The organism is Mesorhizobium sp. M1A.F.Ca.IN.022.07.1.1 (genome assembly GCF_003997575.1).
Classification (GTDB): Bacteria; Pseudomonadota; Alphaproteobacteria; order Rhizobiales; family Rhizobiaceae; genus Mesorhizobium.
Genome location: NZ_RZST01000091.1, coordinates 1 through 17,731 on the forward strand (window position 1 = coordinate 1; position 17,731 = coordinate 17,731).

Sequence of the window (17,731 nt, forward strand, 5' to 3'; positions counted from 1 at the left end):
ACGCCGTCCTTGGCGCGGCGGATGACGCCGGCAGCGATCAGGGTCTCAGCCGTCACGGTCTCCTTCGCGTCGAGCTTCTTGGCATCGACGGCAGCCTGGATGCGAGCAAGCGACACGACGGTGAAGCTCTTGGCGAACAGGTTGTTGAAGCCGCGCTTCGGCAGGCGCCGGTAAAGCGGCATCTGGCCGCCCTCGAAGCCGTTGATGGCAACGCCCGAGCGTGCCTTCTGGCCCTTGACGCCGCGACCGGCGGTCTTGCCAGAGCCGGAGCCGATGCCGCGACCGAGGCGCTTCCTGGAGTGCGTGGCGCCGTCCTTGTCACGCAGATCGTTGAGTTTCATGTTTCTGTCTCCCGCGCTTCCGTTCAGGCCTCGTCCACAACGCGGACGAGGTGCTGGACGGCGGCGATCATGCCGCGCACCGAAGGGGTGTCTTCCAGCGTACGCCGCTTGTGCATCTTGTTGAGGCCGAGGCCGACCAGCGTCGCGCGCTGCTCCTTCGGCCGGCGGATCGGCGAACCGATCTGCTCGATGGTGATGGTCTTGGTAGCTTTCTTGGCCATGGTCGAAATCCCTGGTCAGCGTCGACTATTCTTCGGCCGCGACGGCGGTGCCGCGGCGGGCCTGAAGGGTCGAGTACTTGATGCCGCGCGCAGCGGCCACATCCTTCGGATGCATCTGGCTCTTCAGCGCGTCGAAGGTGGCGCGAACCATGTTGTATGGGTTCGACGAACCCATCGACTTGGCGACCACGTCGTGCATGCCGAGTGTCTCGAAGACGGCGCGCATCGGGCCGCCAGCGATGATGCCGGTACCCTGCTTGGCGGCGCGCAGCAGAACGCGTCCGGCGCCCCAGCGGCCCTCGACGTCGTGATGCAGCGTGCGGCCCGAACGCAGCGGCACGAAGATCATGTCGCGCTTGGCCGATTCGGTCGCCTTGCGGATCGCCTCCGGCACTTCGCGCGCCTTGCCGTGGCCAAAGCCGACGCGGCCCTTCTGATCGCCCACGACGACGAGCGCGGCAAAGCCGAAGCGACGGCCGCCCTTCACCACCTTGGCGACGCGGTTGATGTGGACAAGCTTGTCCACCATGCCGTCGTCGCGCTCTTCGCGTTCACGCTCGCGGCCGCGGCCGCCTTCCCTACGTTCCTGTGCCATATCCTAGTCCTTGTTCTTTTCCGGAAGCACGGGTTGCTGTTTGCCGGCGCCTCTATCGACCACCGGCGGTGAATTTCTCCTTTGCATGATCCTGTCCGAAAAGTCTGCAACTTTTCGGGATCATGCATTAGAAGCTCAGACCGCCTTCGCGGGCAGCCTCGGCCAGCGCCTTGACGCGGCCGTGATAGATGTACGGGCCACGATCGAAGACGACTTCCTTGACGCCGGCCTTCGACGCGCGCTCGGCGATCAGCTTGCCGACCGCGGCAGCAGCGGCGCTGTCGGCGCCGGTCTTGAGCGAGCCCTTCAGCTCCTTCTCCAGGGTCGAGGCGGCGGCCAGCGTGTGGCCCTTGGCGTCGTCGATGACCTGGACGTAGATGTGCTTCGAGGTGCGATGCACCGAAAGCCGCGGCCGCTCGCCGGCGACCTTCTTGAGCTGGCGGCGCACGCGCTGCGCGCGGCGCTGGGTGGTTTCTTTGGGGCTAGCCATGATTCTGTTCCTTGCCTTCAGAAAACGGGGGCAACCGTGTGCGGTAGGCCAAGCCTCCCGCGGTCGCGCCCCGCGGCGATTAAAAGTCTTACTTCTTCTTGCCTTCCTTGCGGACAATCCGCTCGTCGGCATAGCGCACGCCCTTGCCCTTGTAGGGTTCGGGACCGCGATACTCGCGGATCTCGGCCGCGACCTGGCCGACCTGCTGCTTGTCGATGCCGGAGACCGTGATTTCGGTCGGCTTCGGCACGGAGATCGTGATGCCCTGCGGCGTCTCATAGACCACGTCGTGGCTGAAGCCGAGCGCCAGCTGCAGGTTCTTGCCCTGCATGGCGGCGCGATAGCCGACGCCGGTGATCTCGAGCTTCTTCTCGAAGCCGTCCTTGACGCCCTGCAGGATGTTGACGATCTGCGTGCGCGACATGCCCCACTTGGCGCGGGCGGTCTTGGTCTGGTCGCGCGGCTCGACCGAAATCTCGGCGCCTTCCATCTTGACCAGCACTTCGTCGTTGACCACGAACTTCAGCTCGCCCTTGGGGCCCTTCGCCGTCACGGTCTGGCCGTTGACGGTCGCGGAGACGCCCTGCGGCAGCGAAACGGGTTTCTTTCCGATACGAGACATTGTTGTCTCCTCTTTCCTTTACTGCTGTGAATGGTGAATGGTGGAATGGCGAACGGCGCGGTCAAAGTCCCGTGCAGCCTCACCATTCACTATTCACCATTGACCATTCACCCTTAGAAAATCTGGCAGAGGATCTCGCCGCCGACATTCTGCTCGCGCGCTTCGTGATCGGCCATGACGCCCTTCGGCGTCGAAAGGATGGCGATGCCGAGGCCGTTGGCGACATGCGGGATCGACTTGGCCGAGACATAGACGCGGCGGCCGGGCTTCGAGACGCGCTCGATTTCGCGCACGACCGGAGCGCCGTCGAAATACTTCAGCTCGATCTCGATTTCCGACTTGCCGTTCTCGAAGTCAGTCTGGCTGTAGTCGCGAATATAGCCTTCCGACTTCAGCACTTCGAGGACGCGGGCGCGCAGACGCGAGGCCGGGGTCGAGACGCTCGACTTCTTGCGGCCATAGGCGTTGCGGATGCGGGTCAGCATATCGCCGAGAGGATCGCTCAATGACATCTCAGTGTCTCCTTACCAGCTCGACTTGACCAGGCCCGGGATCTGGCCGTTGTTGCCCAGATCGCGAAGCGCGATACGCGAAAGCTTGAGCTTGCGATAGTAGGCGCGCGGACGCCCCGTCACTTCGCAGCGGTTGCGGATGCGGATCTTGGCCGAGTTGCGCGGCAGCGCCGAAAGCTTCAACTGGGCGCGGAAACGCTCTTCCATCGGCTTGGACTGGTCCATGACGATGTCCTTGAGCGCCTTGCGCTTGGCGGCGTACTGACCGGCAAGCTTGCGGCGCCGGTTGTTCTTCTCGACTGAGCTGGTCTTTGCCATTTCAGATTTTTCCTTTTTCGCTGCCGTTACTGGCGGAAGGGGAAGTTGAAGGCCTTGAGCAGCGCTCTGGCCTCGTCATCCGTCTTCGCCGTCGTACAAACGATGACGTCCATGCCCCAGACCTGATCAACCTTGTCGTAGTTGATCTCCGGGAACACGATGTGCTCCTTGATGCCCATGGCGTAGTTGCCACGGCCGTCAAAGCTCTTCGGGTTCAGTCCGCGGAAGTCGCGAACGCGCGGCAGCGCGATGTTCACGAGGCGGTCGAGGAACTCGTACATGCGTTCCTTGCGCAGCGTGACCTTGGCGCCGATCGGCATGTTCTCGCGCACCTTGAAGCCCGCGATCGAGTTGCGGGCGCGGGTGACGACAGCCTTCTGGCCGGCGATCAGCGCGAGGTCCTCGGCCGCGACCGAGGGCTTCTTGGAATCGCCGGTCGCTTCGCCGACACCCATGTTCAGCACGATCTTGTCGATGCGCGGAACCTGCATCTCGTTGTCGTAGCCGAACTGCTCCTGCAGCGCCTTGCGGATGGTCTCCTGATAGACCTTCTTGAGGCGCGGCTCGTTCTTGGCAGCTACCTGCTTGGTTTCAGCCTTAGCCATTGATGACTTCTCCCGAACGCTTGGCGACGCGCACCTTCTTGCCGTCCTTCTGGATGGCGAAGCCGACGCGGGTCGGCTTGCCGTCCTTAGGGTCGGCTAGCGCGATGTTCGACAGGTGGATCGGCGCTTCCTTGGTGATGATCCCGCCCTCTTGGGACTGGGTCTGCTTCTGGTGACGGCGAATGAGGTTCACGCCGCGGACCAGCGCGGTGTCTTCCTTCGGCTGCACCGACAGGACTTCGCCCGAACGGCCCTTGTCCTTGCCGGCAAGCACGACGACCTTGTCGCCTTTTCTGATCTTTTGCATGGGTCCGGCTCCTTACAGCACTTCAGGCGCGAGCGAGATGATCTTCATGTGGTTCTTGGCGCGAAGCTCGCGCGGAACCGGCCCGAAGATACGTGTGCCGATCGGCTCTTTCTTGTTGTCGACGAGAACGGCCGCGTTCTTGTCGAAACGGATCACGCTGCCGTCCGGACGGCGGATGTCCTTGGCCGTGCGAACCACGACCGCCTTCATCACATCGCCCTTCTTAACGCGGCCGCGCGGGATGGCTTCCTTGATCGACACCACGATGATGTCGCCGACGGAGGCATACTTCCGCTTCGAACCGCCCAGCACCTTGATGCACATGACACGACGGGCGCCGGAATTGTCCGCGACGTCGAGGTTTGTTTGCATCTGAATCATGACTGGCCGCCTTCTTCTTTTCTAACGGGACGGGCTTTCACCCCTCCCCGGTCTGTCCAAAATTCGTTTCGTTCGCCCGGATCAAGCCTGATCCGCGGTGATGACGACCCAGCGCTTGTCCTTGGAGATCGGCTTCGATTCCTGGATGAACACCTGGTCGCCGACCTTGTGGGCGTTGTTCTCGTCATGCGCCTTGTACTTCTTGGTCAGGCGCACGGTCTTCTTCATCACGGGATGCGTGAAGCGCCGCTCGACCTTGACGACGACCGTCTTCTCGTTCTTGTCGCTGACCACGGTGCCCTGCAGGATGCGCTTTGGCATGGTTCTCGTCCTTAAGCCTTCTTGGCCGCGGCTTTTTCCGCGGCGATGGTCTTGATGCGCGCGATGTCCCTGCGGACCTGCTTCACGCGTGCGGTCTTCTCGAGCTGGCCGGTGGCCTTCTGGAAGCGCAGATTGAACTGCTCCTTCTTGAGGGCGGCCAGGTCGTCGGCCAGCTGATCCTGGGTCTTGGTCCGGATATCTTCGGCTTTCATGATCGCCTGTCCTTATTCTGCGATGCGCTGCACGAAGCGCGTCTTGACCGAGAGCTTGGCGGCGCCGAGACGCAGCGCCTCACGCGCGGTTTCTTCGCTGACGCCGTCGATCTCGAACATGATGCGGCCAGGCTTGACGCGCGCCGCCCAGTAGTCGACGGCGCCCTTGCCCTTACCCATGCGCACTTCGGTCGGCTTCGAGGTGACCGGCAGATCCGGGAACACCCGGATCCAGACGCGGCCGGCGCGCTTCATCTCGCGGGTGATCGCGCGGCGGGCCGCCTCGATCTCGCGCGCGGTGACGCGGTTCGGCTCAAGCGCCTTCAGCCCGAAACCGCCGAAATCCAGATTGGTGCCGCCCTTGGCGGTACCGTGGATACGGCCCTTGAACTGCTTGCGGAACTTTGTGCGCTTTGGCTGCAGCATCGTTCTAACTCCAAATTCTCAAATTTCTCAGGCGTTCTCGCGACGGCGACCGCGCTCACGCTCGCCGGTCTGACCGCCGTGATCGCCTTCCGTGGCGCGACGCTCCGACGCCATCGGGTCGTGCTCGAGGATCTCGCCCTTGAACACCCACACCTTGACGCCGCAGATGCCATACGCCGTGTTCGCCTCGGCCGTGCCGTAGTCGACATCGGCGCGCAGCGTATGCAGCGGCACGCGGCCTTCGCGGTACCACTCCATGCGCGCGATTTCGGCGCCGCCGAGACGGCCGGAGCAGTTGATGCGGATGCCTTCGGCACCAAGACGCATGGCCGACTGAACGGCGCGCTTCATGGCGCGACGGAACGCGATGCGGCGTTCGAGCTGCTGGGCGATCGACTGGGCGATCAGCGTGGCGTCGATTTCCGGCTTGCGCACTTCAACGATGTTGAGGTGCGTCTCGGACTTCGTCATCTCCATCAGCTTCCTGCGGAGCTTCTCGATGTCGGCGCCCTTCTTGCCGATGATCAGGCCCGGACGCGCGGCATGGATGGTGACGCGGCACTTCTTGTGCGGACGCTCGATCACGACCTTGGAGATCGCGGCCTGCTTGAGTTCCTTCTCAAGATACTTACGGATCTTGATGTCTTCATGCAGCAGCTGACCGTATTCGCCGGTGTTCGCGAACCAGCGCGAATCCCAGGTGCGGTTGATGCCGAGACGCAGCCCGATCGGATTGACTTTCTGGCCCATTATGCGGCCTCCCCTTTTTCCTCGACTTCACGAACGACGATCGTGAGGTGCGAGAACGGCTTTTCGATACGGCTGGCGCGACCACGGCCACGCGCGTGGAAACGCTTCATGACGATCGACTTGCCGACATAGGCTTCCGATACGATCAGTGCGTCGACATCGAGGTCGTGGTTGTTTTCCGCGTTGGCGATCGCCGACTCCAGGGTCTTCTTGACCGTGCCGGAAATCCGCTTGGCCGAGAATTCGAGGTCGGAAAGCGCTGTCGCGACCTTCTTGCCGCGGATCAGCGCGGCAACCAGGTTCAGCTTCTGCGGGCTGATACGGATGGTGCGCAGAACGGCGCGCGCCTCGTTGTCAGCAAGCCTGCGCGGAGCTTTGGCCTTGCCCATGATTATTTCCTCTTCGCCTTCTTATCCGCGCCATGACCGTAGTAGGTCCGGGTCGGAGCGAATTCACCGAACTTGTGGCCGACCATGTCCTCGTTCACGGAGACGGGAACGTGCTTCTGGCCGTTGTAGACACCGAAGGTGAAGCCGACGAACTGCGGCAGGATGGTGGAGCGACGGCTCCACATCTTGATCACCTCATTGCGACCGCCTTCACGAACCTTGTCCACCTTCTTGAGAAGGTAGCCGTCGATGAAGGGGCCTTTCCAAATCGAACGAGTCACTTGGCGTTACCTCTTCTTAGCTCTTGCGCTGATGGCGCGAGCGCACGATGAACTTGTCGGTCGCCTTGTTGGACCGCGTCTTCTTGCCCTTGGTCGGCTTGCCCCAGGGCGAAACCGGGTGACGGCCACCCGAGGTGCGGCCTTCGCCACCACCGTGCGGATGATCGACCGGGTTCATGGCCACGCCGCGATTGTGCGGGCGCTTGCCACGCCACACCGTGCGGCCGGCCTTGCCGTCGTTGATGTTGCCGTGATCGGGGTTCGACACGGCGCCGACGGTGGCCATGCACGAGCCGTGCACGACGCGCTGCTCGCCCGAGTTGAGGCGCAGGATCGCCATGCCCTGGTCGCGGCCGACGAGCTGGGCGTAGCCGCCGGCCGAACGGGCGACCTGGCCGCCCTTGCCCGGCTTCAGCTCAATATTGTGGACGATCGTGCCGACCGGCATCGAGGCCAGCGGCATCGCGTTGCCCGGCTTCACGTCGACCGCTTCGCCGGCCACGATCTTGTCGCCGGCAGCCAGACGCTGCGGCGCCAGGATGTAGGACAGCTCGCCGTCGTCATACTTGATCAGCGCGATGAAGGCGGTGCGGTTCGGATCGTATTCGATGCGCTCGACCGTGCCGACGACGTCGTACTTCTTACGCTTGAAGTCGATGATGCGGTACGAACGCTTGTGACCGCCGCCGATGAAGCGGGCCGTGATGCGGCCGTAATTATTGCGGCCGCCCGACTTGGTCAGGCCTTCGGTCAGGCCCTTGACGGGCTTGCCCTTGTAGAGGCCCGAGCGGTCGACGATGACCAGCTGACGGGTGCTCGGCGTTACCGGGTTGAATTTCTTGAGTGCCATTGTCCTGTCCTCGCGGCCTTGCTCAGAGACCCGTCGCGACGTCGATCGACTGGCCGTCGGCCAGCGTCACAACCGCCTTCTTGACGTCGCCCTGGCGGCCAACCGTGCCGCGGAAGCGCTTGATCTTGCCCTTGCGGACGAGCGTGTTCACGGCCGTAACCTTGACGCCGAAGAGAGCTTCCACGGCAGCCTTGATTTCCGGCTTCGACGCCTTCTTGGCGACATTGAAGACGACCTGGTTCTGCTCGGAAGCCATGGTCGACTTTTCGGTGATCGCCGGCGAGACGATCACGTCGTAGTGACGGAGGTCGGTCATTTGAAGCGCTCCTCGAGAGCCTCGACGGCGGCCTTCGAAAGGACCAGCGTGCCGCGGCGCAGAATGTCGTAGACGTTGATGCCCTGGATCGGCAGCACGTCGATGTTGGGAATATTGGTCGCCGCCAGCTTGAAGTTCTGGTCAAGCTCGGCGCCGCCAATCACCAGGGCATTGGTGAGCCCGAGCGTCTCGAGGCTCGCCACCAGCGCCTTGGTCTTGGCTTCGGCGAGCTTCAGCTCGTCAACGATGATCAGCGAAGCGCTCTTGGCCTTGGCCGAGAGAGCGTGCTTCAAGCCCAGCGCGCGCACCTTCTTCGGCAGCTCGTGCTCATGGCTGCGCACGACCGGGCCGTGCGCCTTGCCACCGCCGCGGAACTGCGGAGCGCGAGCCGAATGGTGACGGGCGCGGCCCGTACCCTTCTGCTTGTACATCTTGGCGCCGGTGCGCGCGATCTCGGCGCGGCCCTTGGCCTTGTGCGTGCCCTGCTGCTTCTTGGCCAGCTGCCAGCGCACCACGCGCTGCAGGATGTCCTCACGCGGGTCAAGGCCGAAGATCTCCTCGGAGAGCTTTACCTTGCCAGCGTCCTTGCCGCCGAGGGTTGTGATCTTGAGGTCCATTATTCCGCTCCCTCATTGGCCGGGGCATCGTTCTTGGCGGCAGCGGCACGGATCGCGGCTGGCTTCGGCGCGTTGGCCGGCAGCGCAACCTTGGCCGCGTCACGGACCAGGATCCAGGCGCCCTTCACTCCCGGGACGGCGCCGCGGATCAGGATCAGGCCGCGGTCGGCATCGGTCGAGACGACCTCGACATTCTGGGTGGTGACGCGGACGTCGCCCATGTGGCCGGCCATCTTCTTGCCCTTGAACACCTTGCCGGGGTCCTGGCGCTGACCGGTCGAGCCGTGCGTGCGGTGCGAGACCGAGTTACCGTGCGTGGCGCGGCCGCCACCCATGTTGTGCCGCTTGATCACGCCCTGGAAACCCTTGCCGGTCGAGGTGCCCGTCACGTCGACCTTCTGGCCGGCGACGAAGTGCTCGACGGTGAGCTCGGCGCCGACGTCGATCATGTTGTCGGCGGAGACGCGGAACTCGGCGAGCTTCGCCTTTGGCTCGACGGAGGCGGCAGCGAAATGGCCGCGCATCGCCTTCGACGTGTTCTTCACCTTGGCAAGGCCAACGCCGAGCTGGACGGCGGTGTAGCCGTTCTTCTCCTGCGTGCGCTGCGCCACGACCTGGCAGTTCTCCATCTGGAGAACGGTGACGGGAACGTGTTCCCCGGCATCGTTATAGATGCGGGTCATTCCCACCTTCTTTGCAATCACACCTGAACGCATCGGTTCAATTCCTTTAGAGTTCCCTGTCGGGGCTGACGCCCCTCCACGCCTCTTGCTTCCTTCAGAGTTCCGGGTCGCCCCGCCCTCTTGTTCCTTAGAGCTTGATCTCGACGTCGACACCGGCGGCCAGATCGAGCTTCATCAGAGCATCGACCGTCTGCGGGGTCGGATCGACGATGTCGAGCAGCCGCTTGTGGGTGCGCATCTCGAACTGCTCGCGGCTCTTCTTGTCGACGTGAGGCGACCGGTTGACCGTGAACTTTTCGATCCGCGTCGGCAGCGGAATGGGGCCGCGGACGTTGGCGCCGGTACGCTTGGCGGTCGACACGATTTCGCGCGTCGAGGCGTCGAGCACCCGGTGGTCAAACGCCTTAAGGCGGATGCGGATATTCTGTCCGTTCATGCGTCAATTCCTTGTTCTGGCGCGGCGCGGGCAGCCCCGCGCCCGCGACAGATCCGTTTCGTCCAATTATTCTTTGATGGTGACGACGATGCCGGCACCGACGGTGCGGCCGCCTTCACGGATGGCGAAGCGCAGCTTCTCTTCCATCGCGATCGGCACGATCAGCTCGACGTCGACGGTGATGTTGTCGCCGGGCATCACCATCTCGGTGCCGGCCGGCAGCGTCACGATGCCCGTCACGTCGGTGGTGCGGAAGTAGAACTGCGGACGGTAGTTGGTGAAGAACGGCGTGTGACGGCCGCCCTCGTCCTTGGTCAGGATGTAGGCTTCGGCCACGAACTTCTTGTGCGGCTTCACCGAACCCGGCTTGGCCAGAACCTGGCCGCGCTCGACACCCTCGCGGTCGATGCCGCGCAACAGCGCGCCGATGTTGTCGCCGGCCTGGCCCTGGTCGAGCAGCTTGCGGAACATCTCGACGCCCGTGCAGGTGGTCTTGGCCGTCGGACGGATGCCGACGATCTCCAATTCCTCGCCGACCTTGACCACGCCGCGCTCGACGCGGCCGGTCACGACCGTGCCGCGGCCCGAGATCGAGAACACGTCCTCGATCGGCATCAGGAACGGCTTGTCCAGCGGACGGACCGGCGTCGGGATATAGGCGTCGACCTGCGCCATCAGCTCGCGGATGGCGTCCTCGCCGATGGTCTTGTTCGAATCCTCAAGTGCTGCCAGCGCCGAACCCTTGACGATCGGAATGTCGTCGCCGGGGAACTCGTTCTTGGTCAACAGCTCGCGAACCTCGAGCTCGACCAGCTCGAGCAGCTCGGCGTCGTCGACCTGGTCGACCTTGTTCAGGAACACCACGATCGAGGGCACGCCGACCTGGCGGGCAAGCAGGATGTGCTCGCGGGTCTGCGGCATCGGGCCGTCGGCGGCCGAAACCACCAGGATCGCGCCGTCCATCTGGGCGGCGCCGGTGATCATGTTCTTGACATAGTCGGCATGGCCGGGGCAGTCGACATGGGCGTAGTGACGGTTGGCCGTCTCATACTCGACATGCGCTGTCGAGATGGTGATGCCGCGCGCCTTCTCTTCCGGCGCCGCGTCGATCTGGTCATAGCGCTTGTATTCGCCAAAATACTTCGTGATCGCCGCCGTCAGCGACGTCTTGCCATGATCGACGTGGCCGATCGTGCCAATGTTCACATGCGGCTTGGTGCGCTCGAATTTACCTTTTGCCACTGTATTTCTCCGTCTTACTCATCCCGCTCGGGGAAATTGATATTCGCTCCAGCCGAACCGGAAACGCGTAAGAGCCGCGGTTCCGGTGGCACAGGCATTCTCACGCGTACTTTTTCTGGACTTCCTGGGCCACCGCCGTAGGGACCGGCTCATAGTGGTCGAACTGCATCGTGTACTGGGCGCGGCCCTGCGACATCGAACGCAGATTGTCGACGTACTTGAACATGTTGGCCAAAGGCACCATCGCGTTGATGACGACGGCCACGCCGCGCGCTTCCTGGCCCTGGATCTGGCCGCGACGGCCGTTGAGGTCGCCGATAACGCCGCCGACATAGTCTTCCGGCGTCACGACCTCGACCTTCATGATCGGCTCCAGGAGCTGCACACCAAGCCGGGGTGCGGCTTCCTTGAAGCAGGCGCGGGAGGCAATTTCGAACGCCAGCACCGAGGAGTCGACGTCGTGGAAGGCGCCGTCGATCAGCGTCGCCTTGACGCCGATCATCGGGAAGCCGGCAAACGGGCCGGAACCCATGACGCTCTGGATGCCCTTCTCGACGCCGGGGATGTATTCCTTCGGCACCGCGCCGCCGACGATCTTGGACTCGAACAGGAACTCTTCGCTCTCGGTGTTCGGCTCGAACACGATCTTGACGCGAGCGAACTGGCCGGTGCCGCCCGTCTGCTTCTTGTGCGTGTAGTCCTGCTCGTGGGTGCGGGTGATCGTCTCGCGATAGGCCACCTGCGGAGCGCCGACATTGGCTTCCACCTTGAACTCGCGGCGCATGCGGTCGACGATGATGTCGAGATGCAGCTCGCCCATGCCGGCGATGATGGTCTGACCGCTTTCCTCGTCGGTCTTGACGCGGAAGGACGGATCCTCGGCCGCCAGGCGATGCAGCGCGAGGCCCATCTTTTCCTGATCGTTCTTGGTCTTCGGCTCGATGGCGATCTGGATCACCGGATCGGGGAATTCCATGCGCTCGAGGATGACCGGATGCAGCGGATCGCAGAGCGTGTCGCCGGTCGTCGTGTCCTTGAGGCCGGCCAGCGCGACGATGTCGCCGGCATAGGCTTCCTCGATATCGGCGCGCGAATTCGCATGCATCTGCAGCATGCGGCCGATGCGCTCCTTCTTGCCCTTCACGGTGTTGTCGAGCGAGGTGCCCTTGGTGAGCTTGCCCGAATAGATGCGAGCGAAGGTCAGCGAGCCGACGAACGGGTCGTTCATGATCTTGAACGCCAGCATCGACAGCGGCTCGTTGTCGTCGGCATGACGCTCGATCTCGGCGTCGGTCTTGGCGTCGACACCCTTGATGGCCGGCACGTCGATCGGCGACGGCAGGTATTCGACCACGGCGTCCAGCAGCGGCTGTACGCCCTTGTTCTTGAAGGCCGAGCCGCAGAACATGGGGAAGAACTTGACCGCGATCGTGCCCTTGCGGATCAGCGCGCGGATCTCGTCGTTCGACGGCATGTTGCCTTCGAGGTAATTCTCGAGCGCGGTCTCGTCCATCTCGACGGCGGCCTCGATCATCTTCTCGCGATACTGAGCGGCCTTGTCCTTGAGGTCGGCCGGGATTTCGACGACGTCCCAGGCAGCGCCCAGCGTCTCGTCGCGCCAGACAAGCGCGTTCATTTCGACGAGGTCGACGACGCCCTTGAACTCGGTCTCGGCGCCGATCGGCAGCTGCATGACGACGGCCTGCGCGCCGAGGCGCGAACCGATCATTTCCACCGAGCGGTAGAAGTCGGCGCCGATCTTGTCCATCTTGTTGCAGAAGATCATTCGCGGCACGTGGTACTTGTCGGCCTGGCGCCACACGGTCTCGGTCTGCGGCTCGACGCCGGCGTTGGCATCGAGCAGCGCGATGGCGCCGTCGAGCACGCGCAGCGAACGCTCGACCTCGATGGTGAAGTCGACGTGTCCGGGAGTGTCGATGATGTTGAAGCGGCGCATCTTGCCGTCACGACCCTTCCAGAAGGTCGTGGTCGCGGCAGAGGTGATGGTGATGCCGCGTTCCTGCTCCTGCTCCATCCAGTCCATGGTGGCAGCGCCGTCATGGACTTCGCCGATCTTGTGCGACTTGCCCGTGTAGTACAGGACGCGCTCGGTCGTCGTCGTCTTGCCGGCGTCGATATGCGCCATGATACCGAAATTGCGGTAGTCTTCGATTTTGTATTCGCGGGCCATGGGAGGTGCCTCTCAGTCTCGTTCGCGCTTTACCAGCGGTAGTGCGCGAAGGCGCGGTTGGCTTCCGCCATCTTGTGGGTGTCTTCACGCTTCTTGACGGCCGTGCCGCGGTTGTTGGCCGCGTCCATCAGCTCGCCCGAGAGGCGGTCGACCATCGTGGTCTCGTTGCGGTTACGTGCGGCGGCAATCAGCCAGCGGATGGCCAGCGCCTGGCGGCGCTCGGGGCGCACATCCACCGGAACCTGGTAGGTGGCGCCGCCGACGCGACGCGAACGCACTTCCACATGCGGCGCGACATTGTCGAGCGCCTGGTGGAAGACAGCGACCGGCTCCTGCTTGGTCTTGGCCTGGACCTGGTCCAGCGCGCCGTAGACGATGGTCTCGGCAACCGACTTCTTGCCGTCATACATGACGGCGTTCATGAACTTGGTGACGACCAGATCGCCGAACTTGGGGTCCGGATTGATCTCACGCTTTTCTGCACTGTGACGACGGGACATGGCTCTTGTCTCTCAATCTCGTGGCACGGCGCAGTCAAAAAAAGCGCCGAAGCCGGAAACCCTTACTTCGGACGCTTGGCACCGTATTTCGAACGGCGCTGCTTGCGGTTCTTCACACCCTGCGTGTCGAGCACGCCGCGGATGATGTGATAGCGGACGCCCGGCAGATCCTTGACGCGGCCGCCGCGGATCATGACCACCGAGTGCTCCTGAAGGTTATGGCCTTCGCCCGGGATGTAGCCGATCACTTCGAAACCATTGGTCAGACGGATCTTGGCCACCTTGCGCAGCGCCGAGTTCGGCTTCTTCGGCGTCGTCGTGTAGACGCGCGTGCAGACGCCCCGCTTCTGCGGGTTCTGCTGCATGGCCGGGACCTTGTTGCGCTTCACCGGCGCCAGGCGCGGCTTGCGGATCAGCTGGTTGACGGTAGGCATTAAACCCTCTTGTCTCTCAATTCCGTGTCTTGCCCTGTCAGGGCCGCTCAAAGCGTCATGTCCATACGCGAATTCGGGCAACACACCGCGCCTCGCGGTCCTGCCCGAACAAATTGCAGAGGAAGCGGAAGCCGCTTCATGCGCGCCGGAGATGTCTTTTCGCTCGTAAAACGAACCCTGTTTGAGGCAAACTCCAAGGCGCGTCGCCTCGGAAAAGCAAGTCTCACATCGGTTCTGACGTGGCGGCTTCTACTCGCAAGCCCCCTATCCGTCAACCCCGGAACGGCAAATATTGCGCCCGATCCGGAGCTTGGCAGCCATGCGGAAAAAGCATGTAATTTTCTTGCGTCTTTTTTCAAGAGCAAGGAAAGAAAGTGACCGGCTTTCGCCTGTCATCTCGGCCGGCTTCGTGCAAGTAAGGCGGTATGAATGGCAAAACTCCACGCTTCCGGAGGAATCAGCCCGTGAACGACAACGAGGAGCGCCCGGTCACCATCATCACCGGCCGGGTGTGGCGGCGAAAGGGCGGCAAGCCGGAAGGCGTGCATGTGATGCTGGTCGCGCCCGACGATGATTCTGCCGTGCGCCGCGCGCTCGAATCGCTCGCCGCCGAAGGATTCGCCGAAGCCGAGCTCGACCAGATCGGCGACATGGAAGGCACCCCCGACGAAGAGCCGCATCTGTCCGCCTATCAGGGCGCACTGGAGGGCGAAGTCTCGATCGTTACCTTCGACGCGCCGAGCTGATCCCGAAATCGCAATCTCGCGATCCGTTACGTTCCAGGCTTGCCGGGCACCGTTGTCCTGCCTAAGAACACCTACTTCTTCCATCCCTCGGAGTCCCAATGACCAGCAACCCCATCAGGATTGGTATCGTCGGCGTGGGAAAGATCGTCCGCGACCAGCATCTTCCGGCACTGGCCAAGGACAGCAGTTATCGGCTTGCGGCCGCCGCCAGCCGCCATGGCAAGGTGGACGGCATCCCGAACTATCCGACGATCGAGGCGATGCTCGAGGCCGAGCCGGGCCTGGAAGCCGTCTCGCTCTGCATGCCGCCGCAGTTCCGCTATGACGCCGCGCGCACCGCGCTCGAGGCCGGAAAGCACGTCTTCATGGAGAAGCCGCCGGGCGCCACCGTCAGCGAGGTCGAGCACCTGAAGGCGATTGCCGCGAAGAAAGGCGTTTCGCTTTTCGCCAGCTGGCATTCGCGCTACGCGCCGGCGGTCGAGGCCGCGCGCGCCTTCCTGGCTTCGGCCAGAATCGACTCGGCGGCGATCAACTGGAAGGAAGACGTGCGCCGCTGGCACCCGAACCAGGAATGGATCTGGGCGCCGGGCGGTTTCGGCGTGTTCGATCCCGGCATCAACGCGCTATCGATCGCCACCCACATCCTGCCGCCGATGTTCATCACCTCGGCCGTGCTCGACTTCCCCGAGAACCGCGCCTCGCCGGTCGCGGCGCATGTCACCTTCCGCACCTCGAACGGGCTCCCGGTGACAATGGAGCTCGACTGGCTGCAGAGCGGTCCGCAGAGCTGGGACATCCTGGCCGAGACCGACAAGGGCAAGATGGTGCTTTCGGGCGGCGGCGCAAAGCTCGCCGTCGACGGCAAGATCATCCATGACGAGCCGGAAGCCGAATATCCGATGCTCTACAAGCGTTTCGCCGAGATTGTCCGCGCCGGCATCTGCGACGTCGACCTGGCCCCGCTCCAGCACGTCGCCGACGCCTTCATGCTCGGCAAGCGCAATGTGGTCGAGCCTTTCTTCGATTAACAGCAAGCCCCGTGCAGCGCCGGCGTCAGTCCACGATCGCAATCGCAAATCCGTCATAGCCCTTGGCGCCGACGGTCTGGATGGCGGTGCCGTCAAGCCGCTTCTCGCCGCCGATGAAGGAGAACGCCGCGCGGGCGCCGACGACGTTTTCGTCGCGGCCGTCATCCTTCAGCACGGCGCCGTCGCGGATGACGTTGTCGCAAACGATGACCGTTCCGGAGCGCGACAGCCGCATGGCCCAGCTGAGATAATTCGGGTTGTTCGGCTTGTCGGCGTCGATGAAGATCAGGTCGAACGGACCGGCATTTTCGCTGACCAAGGCTGCTAGCGATTGAAGAGCTGGCCCGAGCCGCAGATCCACCTTGTCGGAAACCCCTGTCCGCTCGAAGTTCGAGCGCGCGACCTTGGCATGGTGCGGCTCAAGCTCCAGCGTCACTACTCTGCCATCGGCAGGCAGGCCCCTTGCCATCCAGATGGTCGAGTAACCACCGAGCGTGCCGATCTCGAGCACCTTCCTTGCGCCGCGAATCCGCACCAGAAGCGAAAGCAATTTGCCCTGTGCGGCCGAGACGTCGATCGCCGGCAGGCCCTGCTCGCGGTTGGCCGCAAGCACGGCGTCTAGCGCGGGATCCGCATCGAAAAGTGAGGAGACGATGTAGTCGTCGACAGCTGTCCAGGTCCTGGCGCTCATGGTTTTCCCTCGTTCATAACCCGAATGAAAAAAGGGGCCACGCGGGCCCCTTTTCTTTCTCTCATTGCATCCGCGCTTACTGCGCGGCGTTGACCATGTTGGTCAGCATCGGCTCGGCGACCTCGACACCGGAGGCCTTGCGGCGCTCGTCGATGATGAGCTCGTCGCGCGAGGTGGCGATGCGCCTTATTTGGCTCATCGTGCCGCCCGTACCGGCCGGGATCAAGCGGCCGACGATGACGTTCTCCTTCAGACCCTGCAGCATGTCGGTCTTACCGGCGACCGCGGCTTCCGTCAGCACCCTCGTCGTCTCCTGGAAGGATGCGGCCGAGATGAAGGACGGCGTCTGCAGTGAGGCTTTGGTGATGCCGAGCAGCACCGGCTGACCTTCGGCCGGCTTCTTGCCGTCCTCGATCAACCGCTCGTTGACCTCTTCCAGCTCGATCACGTCGACGTGGTCGCCCGGAATGTAGGTCGAGTCGCCCTGCGTGGTGATCTCGACCTTCTGCAGCATCTGGCGAACGATCACCTCAATGTGCTTGTCGTTGATCGACACGCCCTGCAGGCGGTAGACCTCCTGGATCTCGTTGACGAGGTAGGACGCAAGCGCCTCCACGCCCTTGATCGCCAGGATGTCGTGCGGCGCCGGGTTGCCGTCGAGGATGTAGTCGCCCTTCTCGATGACGTCGCCGTCCTGCAGATGGAACGGCTTGCCCTTCGGGATCAGGTACTCGACCGGCTCCAGCGTCGAGTCGTGCGGCTCGATGATGATGCGGCGCTTGTTCTTGTAGTCGCGGCCGAAGCGGACCGTGCCATCGATCTCGGCGATGATGGCGTGATCCTTCGGACGGCGAGCCTCGAACAGTTCGGCCACCCGCGGCAGACCGCCGGTGATGTCCTTGGTCTTGGCGCTTTCCATCGGGATACGCGCAAGCACGTCGCCCGGACGGACATGCGCGCCCGGCTCGACCGAGAGAATGGCCTCGACCGAGAGCAGGAAGCGTGCATCGCCGCCCTTCGACAGCTTGCCCACCTTGCCCTTGGCGTCCTGCACGACAATCGCCGGCTTCAGGTCGCTGCCGCGCGGCGTCGAACGCCAGTCGATGACCTCACGCTTGGTGATGCCGGTCGACTCGTCGGCCGTCTCCTGAACGGAGATGCCGTCGACCAGATCCTCGAACGCCACCTTGCCCTCGATTTCGGTGAGGATCGGGCGGGTGTAAGGA

At 63.4% G+C, this 17,731-nt stretch carries 29 protein-coding genes and 1 pseudogene; 3 read left to right on the forward strand and 27 right to left on the reverse strand.

The window, feature by feature from the left end; genetic code table 11:
• The 25 genes from rplO to rpsL form a co-directional block, all read right to left on the reverse strand.
• On the reverse strand, positions 1-341 hold a 341-nt coding region (rplO, locus tag EOA75_RS12950; RefSeq protein ID WP_127324384.1), incomplete at its 3' end, for a 50S ribosomal protein L15.
• Positions 342-364: 23 nt separating this feature from the next.
• Complete coding sequence (gene rpmD / locus EOA75_RS12955; RefSeq protein ID WP_127216491.1) at positions 365-562, reverse strand: 50S ribosomal protein L30; 198 nt, start codon at positions 560-562, stop codon at positions 365-367.
• Positions 563-587: 25 nt separating this feature from the next.
• Positions 588-1,157, reverse strand: coding sequence for a 30S ribosomal protein S5 (gene rpsE, locus EOA75_RS12960; protein ID WP_027046810.1), 570 nt, complete (start codon positions 1,155-1,157; stop codon positions 588-590).
• A 127-nt stretch (positions 1,158-1,284) separates the two neighbouring features.
• The gene (gene rplR, locus EOA75_RS12965; protein WP_066989604.1) at positions 1,285-1,647 is read right to left on the reverse strand and encodes a 50S ribosomal protein L18; all 363 of its coding nucleotides are present in this window, start codon (positions 1,645-1,647) and stop codon (positions 1,285-1,287) included.
• 88 nt (positions 1,648-1,735) lie between these two features.
• Positions 1,736-2,269: a 50S ribosomal protein L6 gene (rplF, locus tag EOA75_RS12970; RefSeq protein WP_067321468.1), complete on the reverse strand. Its 534-nt coding sequence runs from the start codon at positions 2,267-2,269 to the stop codon at positions 1,736-1,738.
• A gap of 113 nt (positions 2,270-2,382) precedes the next feature.
• Positions 2,383-2,781, reverse strand: coding sequence for a 30S ribosomal protein S8 (gene rpsH, locus EOA75_RS12975; RefSeq protein WP_066989600.1), 399 nt, complete (start codon positions 2,779-2,781; stop codon positions 2,383-2,385).
• Positions 2,782-2,793: 12 nt separating this feature from the next.
• Entirely contained in the window at positions 2,794-3,099 is a 306-nt protein-coding gene (gene rpsN / locus EOA75_RS12980; protein WP_059188495.1) for a 30S ribosomal protein S14, read from the reverse strand.
• Positions 3,100-3,125: 26 nt separating this feature from the next.
• Positions 3,126-3,704 (reverse strand): 50S ribosomal protein L5, encoded by a 579-nt coding sequence (gene rplE, locus EOA75_RS12985; protein ID WP_127324385.1) that lies wholly within the window; start codon positions 3,702-3,704, stop codon positions 3,126-3,128.
• Entirely contained in the window at positions 3,697-4,011 is a 315-nt protein-coding gene (rplX, locus tag EOA75_RS12990) for a 50S ribosomal protein L24 (RefSeq protein WP_059188493.1), read from the reverse strand. The genes rplE and rplX overlap by 8 nt, the downstream gene beginning before the upstream one ends.
• A gap of 12 nt (positions 4,012-4,023) precedes the next feature.
• Complete coding sequence (rplN, locus tag EOA75_RS12995; RefSeq protein ID WP_006205457.1) at positions 4,024-4,392, reverse strand: 50S ribosomal protein L14; 369 nt, start codon at positions 4,390-4,392, stop codon at positions 4,024-4,026.
• 81 nt (positions 4,393-4,473) lie between these two features.
• The gene (gene rpsQ, locus EOA75_RS13000) at positions 4,474-4,713 is read right to left on the reverse strand and encodes a 30S ribosomal protein S17 (protein ID WP_040970380.1); all 240 of its coding nucleotides are present in this window, start codon (positions 4,711-4,713) and stop codon (positions 4,474-4,476) included.
• Between the two features lie 11 nt (positions 4,714-4,724).
• On the reverse strand, positions 4,725-4,925 hold the full coding sequence (rpmC, locus tag EOA75_RS13005; RefSeq protein ID WP_040970379.1) for a 50S ribosomal protein L29: 201 nt from the start codon (positions 4,923-4,925) through the stop codon (positions 4,725-4,727).
• 12 nt (positions 4,926-4,937) lie between these two features.
• Complete coding sequence (rplP, locus tag EOA75_RS13010) at positions 4,938-5,351, reverse strand: 50S ribosomal protein L16 (protein ID WP_027170364.1); 414 nt, start codon at positions 5,349-5,351, stop codon at positions 4,938-4,940.
• A gap of 27 nt (positions 5,352-5,378) precedes the next feature.
• A complete protein-coding gene (rpsC, locus tag EOA75_RS13015) occupies positions 5,379-6,101 on the reverse strand; it encodes a 30S ribosomal protein S3 (protein ID WP_066989596.1) in 723 nt (240 codons plus the stop codon).
• Positions 6,101-6,490, reverse strand: a complete 390-nt coding sequence (gene rplV, locus EOA75_RS13020) for a 50S ribosomal protein L22 (RefSeq protein ID WP_066989594.1) — start codon at positions 6,488-6,490, stop codon at positions 6,101-6,103. The genes rpsC and rplV overlap by 1 nt, the downstream gene beginning before the upstream one ends.
• A 2-nt stretch (positions 6,491-6,492) precedes the next feature.
• Entirely contained in the window at positions 6,493-6,771 is a 279-nt protein-coding gene (gene rpsS, locus EOA75_RS13025) for a 30S ribosomal protein S19 (RefSeq protein ID WP_006205463.1), read from the reverse strand.
• Between the two features lie 16 nt (positions 6,772-6,787).
• Positions 6,788-7,621 (reverse strand): 50S ribosomal protein L2, encoded by an 834-nt coding sequence (gene rplB / locus EOA75_RS13030; protein ID WP_040970375.1) that lies wholly within the window; start codon positions 7,619-7,621, stop codon positions 6,788-6,790.
• 22 nt (positions 7,622-7,643) lie between these two features.
• A complete protein-coding gene (locus EOA75_RS13035) occupies positions 7,644-7,937 on the reverse strand; it encodes a 50S ribosomal protein L23 (protein WP_040983033.1) in 294 nt (97 codons plus the stop codon).
• Positions 7,934-8,554 carry a 50S ribosomal protein L4 gene (gene rplD, locus EOA75_RS13040; protein ID WP_066989592.1) on the reverse strand — a complete coding sequence of 207 codons (621 nt, stop codon included), beginning with the start codon at positions 8,552-8,554 and terminating at the stop codon, positions 7,934-7,936. The genes EOA75_RS13035 and rplD overlap by 4 nt, the downstream gene beginning before the upstream one ends.
• Positions 8,554-9,270, reverse strand: a complete 717-nt coding sequence (gene rplC / locus EOA75_RS13045) for a 50S ribosomal protein L3 (RefSeq protein WP_067321479.1) — start codon at positions 9,268-9,270, stop codon at positions 8,554-8,556. The genes rplD and rplC overlap by 1 nt, the downstream gene beginning before the upstream one ends.
• Before the next feature lie 94 nt (positions 9,271-9,364).
• Positions 9,365-9,673, reverse strand: a complete 309-nt coding sequence (gene rpsJ, locus EOA75_RS13050) for a 30S ribosomal protein S10 (protein ID WP_006205468.1) — start codon at positions 9,671-9,673, stop codon at positions 9,365-9,367.
• Between the two features lie 66 nt (positions 9,674-9,739).
• Positions 9,740-10,915: an elongation factor Tu gene (tuf, locus tag EOA75_RS13055; RefSeq protein ID WP_066989565.1), complete on the reverse strand. Its 1,176-nt coding sequence runs from the start codon at positions 10,913-10,915 to the stop codon at positions 9,740-9,742.
• A gap of 100 nt (positions 10,916-11,015) precedes the next feature.
• The gene (gene fusA, locus EOA75_RS13060; protein WP_067321482.1) at positions 11,016-13,106 is read right to left on the reverse strand and encodes an elongation factor G; all 2,091 of its coding nucleotides are present in this window, start codon (positions 13,104-13,106) and stop codon (positions 11,016-11,018) included.
• A gap of 29 nt (positions 13,107-13,135) precedes the next feature.
• Positions 13,136-13,606, reverse strand: coding sequence for a 30S ribosomal protein S7 (gene rpsG, locus EOA75_RS13065; protein ID WP_041003106.1), 471 nt, complete (start codon positions 13,604-13,606; stop codon positions 13,136-13,138).
• 62 nt (positions 13,607-13,668) lie between these two features.
• Positions 13,669-14,040, reverse strand: a complete 372-nt coding sequence (gene rpsL, locus EOA75_RS13070; RefSeq protein ID WP_006202128.1) for a 30S ribosomal protein S12 — start codon at positions 14,038-14,040, stop codon at positions 13,669-13,671.
• 138 nt (positions 14,041-14,178) lie between these two features.
• Between rpsL and EOA75_RS34005 the strand changes: the two genes are divergently transcribed.
• The 3 genes from EOA75_RS34005 to EOA75_RS13085 all read left to right on the forward strand — a co-directional run bounded on the left by EOA75_RS34005 (position 14,179) and on the right by EOA75_RS13085 (position 15,814).
• The gene (locus EOA75_RS34005; protein WP_164747370.1) at positions 14,179-14,418 is read left to right on the forward strand and encodes a hypothetical protein; all 240 of its coding nucleotides are present in this window, start codon (positions 14,179-14,181) and stop codon (positions 14,416-14,418) included.
• Positions 14,419-14,504: 86 nt separating this feature from the next.
• Positions 14,505-14,786 (forward strand): transcriptional regulator, encoded by a 282-nt coding sequence (locus tag EOA75_RS13080; RefSeq protein WP_127324387.1) that lies wholly within the window; start codon positions 14,505-14,507, stop codon positions 14,784-14,786.
• Positions 14,787-14,884: 98 nt separating this feature from the next.
• Positions 14,885-15,814 carry a Gfo/Idh/MocA family oxidoreductase gene (locus tag EOA75_RS13085; RefSeq protein ID WP_127324388.1) on the forward strand — a complete coding sequence of 310 codons (930 nt, stop codon included), beginning with the start codon at positions 14,885-14,887 and terminating at the stop codon, positions 15,812-15,814.
• A 25-nt stretch (positions 15,815-15,839) separates the two neighbouring features.
• Here EOA75_RS13085 and EOA75_RS13090 read toward each other — a convergent pair whose 3' ends face one another.
• Both EOA75_RS13090 and EOA75_RS13095 read right to left on the reverse strand, forming a co-directional pair.
• Positions 15,840-16,505, reverse strand: a complete 666-nt coding sequence (locus tag EOA75_RS13090) for an O-methyltransferase (protein WP_127324389.1) — start codon at positions 16,503-16,505, stop codon at positions 15,840-15,842.
• Positions 16,506-16,581: 76 nt separating this feature from the next.
• Positions 16,582-17,731: pseudogene (locus tag EOA75_RS13095) on the reverse strand (DNA-directed RNA polymerase subunit beta'); the annotation flags it as partial.